At 66.0% G+C, this 4,293-nt stretch carries 4 protein-coding genes; 2 read left to right on the forward strand and 2 right to left on the reverse strand.

The features are described from left to right. Positions 1–111: 111 nt before the first annotated feature. Both ACFSHS_RS06250 and ACFSHS_RS06255 read right to left on the reverse strand, forming a co-directional pair. Positions 112–504 (reverse strand): hypothetical protein, encoded by a 393-nt coding sequence (locus ACFSHS_RS06250; protein WP_376873183.1) that lies wholly within the window; start codon positions 502–504, stop codon positions 112–114. Between the two features lie 108 nt (positions 505–612). Then, complete coding sequence (locus tag ACFSHS_RS06255; protein WP_376873186.1) at positions 613–828, reverse strand: hypothetical protein; 216 nt, start codon at positions 826–828, stop codon at positions 613–615. Positions 829–1,610: 782 nt separating this feature from the next. Here ACFSHS_RS06255 and ACFSHS_RS06260 point away from each other — a divergent pair. Continuing rightward, positions 1,611–2,057: a hypothetical protein gene (locus ACFSHS_RS06260; protein ID WP_376873188.1), complete on the forward strand. Its 447-nt coding sequence runs from the start codon at positions 1,611–1,613 to the stop codon at positions 2,055–2,057. Then, entirely contained in the window at positions 2,054–4,225 is a 2,172-nt protein-coding gene (locus ACFSHS_RS06265) for an esterase/lipase family protein (protein WP_376873191.1), read from the forward strand. Before ACFSHS_RS06260 ends, ACFSHS_RS06265 begins: the two co-directional genes overlap by 4 nt. Positions 4,226–4,293 lie beyond the last annotated feature (68 nt).

Below are 4,293 nucleotides of genomic sequence, written 5' to 3' on the forward strand. Positions count from 1 at the left end.
AAGACCTACTCAGATCCCGTCGTCACAACTCCTCGACCAACGTCTCCGGTCAGTACACCTAGTGGGCCGCTCTGAAACGCAGGGCGGCCTTAGGGGATATCCCTGGGGCCTTCAAGGATCGAAGCGGTGCCGCTGTCGCCAGTCGGCGATGACTTGGAGGTCATCCTCGTCTGGCCACGGGTGGCGGTTCGAATCCGCATCCGTGGGCGGCTCACCACCCTGGCTCCAACGACGAATCTCTGAGACGACCTGCTTCTCCTTGCCGGCGGGCGTTGCTCCTAGATCCCCCCACTTCGGCGGTCCAGGCACGATTTCGGCTGCTAGATCTGCCTCAATGCCTATCCGTTCCACGAACGCGATGAAGTGTGCGACGTCTCTGGTCGCGTCGCGTTCGGACCGAGCCGTGGTGAACAGGTAGTCGGCTCGTCCAGACGGCCGTTCGTACATCCGTACCACCCAGCGCCGCACGGGCAGACGTTTGCGCAGGCGCAGGCGATCAACCACGAGAACGGAGGTTAGACGGGGGACCGATCCACACTCTGCGTGCTCCCAAGCTGTCCCAAAGGCCGCTCTGGAGACAGGGTGGCTTCAGACACGTTCGAGTGTCCGACCTCAGTCCATGGTGGCGAGGTCGTCCACAGCCGTTACGACGTCGAGCTTCCAGCGTGGGTCGACGTCATCAAGGGCGGCCTCAAGTTCAGACAGACTCGCGACGACGCGGTCGAAGTGCCCCGAGGGCACCGCCATGTCGACGAAAGGGGCTTCCGCCTCCTCATCTCTCGGGTGCAACTCCCAGCATCCAACAACGGACAGCTCGAGGCGCTCCACCAGGCTCTCCACTTCACGGCCCGGTGCGTCGTCCAGTACCCGTCGAACGGCAGGCAACGCGGCAGCCGTGAAGACCTCCGTGGGGTCTGGCAAGGCCAACGTATGCAATGTCCATCGCTCCCGCGCCACACAAGCCAGAGACTTCCATCCACCGGCTTCGCCTGCCCCGGCACACGCCGGGCGGAGGTGTCCCAAAGTGGGCCGCTAAGGGACACAGGCAGCCGCAGTAGGACCTCACTGCCGCAACGCTCTGGTTGCCTGACGTGCGCCGCCCCTCTGCGTCCCCGGAGACGGGTTCCATAGGACCGGATTTGCCGCCCAGTCGTTCCGCCGAATCACCGTGTGGGCCACGCCTGTCGGTCCCCCGATACTTGTGGACGGAAGCAGTCCCCCCGGGAGGCGTAGCGACCAGCGTCCGGTGGTACGTCAGCACGCGAGGAAGGCCGGGACCCGCGGATCACACCGCCTCTCACACGATGATTCGAGCGGCTTCTGCGGCGTCCGGCAGGGCAGTCACTCCCCAGTGCGTGCGGGCTGGTCATGGTGACCCCAGCGCTGCATGCCGCCTAACCGATGACCAGGGGCCTTGTCAGCACACGGGGGGACGAGAAGAGTCTCCGCCTGCGTGCCCGCGCTCCGGCGACATCTGGAATGTGCAGTCGGCGCAGCTGCCTCGTTGCGCCACACCAAGTTCGAATGACAGCGGACGCGGGGTGAGCGAGAGGTCCAGATGGGGTTTCCGGCGACTTTGCCGGTAGCGCGCCGTCGGATCGGAGGTCGTGATGAGTCGGCGGATCGGAGCACTCGTCGTCGTGCTCGTGCTGATCGGACTCGGGATCGGGTACGCGTTCTGGAGCATGCGTTCTGACGATCCGGGGACCATCGCGACATCGACAACCACACCGGCGGGATCGTCCGATGCTTCTGCCGAGGCGGACAAGGCGGCGTTCGCCTCGCAGGACGCGGCTCGGCTCGAGAAGGCGTTGAACTCGGGCGACCAAGGGGAGCAGCTCTCGGCGCTGTCGGCGAATCTCCGGGCAGTCGCGGAGGAGCAGAACTTTCAGCTCATACCGCCGGGACAGCAGATCCGATTGCTGTCGGACACCTTTCGCTCGACCGGCGACGCGGCCACGGTCGAATCGGAGATGAGCGATGGACGCCGCTTCCTGCTGCTCATGATGCGCGAGGCGGATCACTGGCAGATCGTGACGACCGAGGAGGCGTCGTGAGACTGCCGGTCACGTTGACTATCGGCCTCCTTGTTGCCGCTCTAGGCGTGGCGACCCCGTCCCCGGCGCGGGCTGATCCGCCATGCCGCCAGGACCTCGGTGAGTCGCAACCGGTGCTCCTGGTGCACGGTTTCACCGACAGCGCGGAGACCTGGAGCTCGCTACAGCCGGATCGCATATCCATGGTCAAGACCCTGACGAAACCCGGCCTGACCGTGGACACCTTCGACTACAGGGCTGTCAACCGGAACTGGGTGACGGACAAAGGGATCGGTCAGGCTCTGGCAGACCGCATCACGTGCCTCGCGAAGACGTCGAGGGACAACGGCGGGCCGGGCGAGGTCATTGTGGTGGGCCATTCGATGGGGGGCCTGGCCACGCGGCAGGCTGCCGACCTCATGGGGCCGGTGGCCGTCACTCGGGACCTCGGACTGGTGATAACCATCGGCACGCCAAACCTGGGGTCGTTCTGGCGAGGTGGGCGGGCCAGAACGGCGGTGCAGCGAGCGGTCGTGGACGTGCTCAACCTCGGCTGCCAGGTGCATCCCGGTGCCCTGGGAGTCCGGCCGCTGTGCGCGTTGGCAGCGGCCATGGCCAACAGCCAGGCCGGTCTTGCCTTCGCCCCCGGGTCCGATGAGTTGACGGCGCTCCCGCCATTCCCACCCGGACTGCCGGTCAGGGCAATCGCCGGAGTCGTGAACGAGGCATCCGTCGATCTCTTCGGACAACGCCTGTTCCTGCCCGGTGCGGGCGATCTCGTCGTCGACAAGGCCTCGGCGCTCGCCGGCGCGGCGGTGCCGGAGCTGGGCGGTGGGCCGGTGGAGATCAGCTGCTCGGGCTGGGTGCTCCCACCGCGGACCGTCTGCGACCACTTCAACCAGACCAAGAGCGCGGAAGTGGCCGAGCAGGTCTCGATCGGAATCGACACGTACCTCGCCGAGGTCGACCCGTACAACGCGACCTACTCTCTCACGTGTGGGGGCGAGTCGGCAGATCCGTTCTCGGTCCGGGTCACGGACGGCCACGGAAGTGCGGATAACCCGGTAACCGGCGGTTCCTACGACGTGAACGTCGCCGCCGTCTCGACCGGTGAACTGACCGGGAACGGAAGGGCCGAGACTGCCGTCCTGCTGTACTGCTCGCCCCAACCGAGCAACTTTTTCGTCTCCGAAGCGGTCGTCTTCCTCGGCCGTCGTCCGACCCACCAGATTCGTCTCGCCACGCTCGACCCGTACGAGGGGCTGTATCCGATACCCATCTACGACCCGGAGGAGTTCGTCGTCCGCGACGGGAGGTTGGTGACCGGCATCGACGACTACGACGCCGACGACAGCCATGCCGACCCTCCCTCGCTCCACTTCGTCTACGAGTGGCGCTGGAACGGCTCCGAGTTCCTGCCGAGTCAGATCTCGGGGGATTCCGATCAGTCCCCATCCCTCGCAGAGCAGGCGAAGGCGCTGACCGGCACCTGGGAAGGCACGTACACCTGTGCCCAGGGCCTCACGGGGCTCCGCCTCTTCATGACGGCACAGGACACCGGTGCGGTCAGCGCGGACTTCACGTTCTTCGCGGTGCCCAGCAATCCGGCGGTTCCGTCGGGGCACTTCACCATGACCGGGTCGCATTCTGCCGCGGAATTACGGCTGATCGAGGACCGCTGGGTGACGAGACCGGACAACAGCTGGCTCATGGTCGATCTAACCGCCCCTCTGCCGCTGAAGGCATCCATGGACCTGCAGGGTCAAGTGACCGGCAGTGCGCCCGCATGCACGACCTTCTCGATGCGCAAGACCTCGGCCGACGCCACGCCGACACCCGTGGAACAGCCGGAGCCTCCGTCCGGCGGGCCGGTCGACCCGGCTCCCAGGATCGCGGCGGTCGACACGTACACCGAAGGGGCGCTGGTCTACGTCAGTCTCTCCTTCACCGATCCTGACGGTGACGCCCAGGGGTTCGGATTCCGAGGCATCAACGGCGCCGGATGGGCAGAGGAGAACCAGACGTTCACCGAGACTAGTTATGGGCGCGTCACCCCAGGGCGGATCGACTACCCGTTCAACCATGCCTGTGGGACGGGGTCCCCGGTGGAATCCGACATCGAGGCCTGGATCTACGACGCGGCGGGGCACAGGAGCGAACCCGTGGCGGTCCACCTGGGATGTCAATAGCCTCAACTAGGTGTACTGACCGGACAGGTTGGTCAAGCGGGTGATGGGCGGGCGGTTGCCGATCGCGG

The organism is Blastococcus deserti, assembly GCF_042682525.1.
Taxonomy (GTDB): domain Bacteria; phylum Actinomycetota; class Actinomycetes; order Mycobacteriales; family Geodermatophilaceae; genus Blastococcus_B; species Blastococcus_B deserti.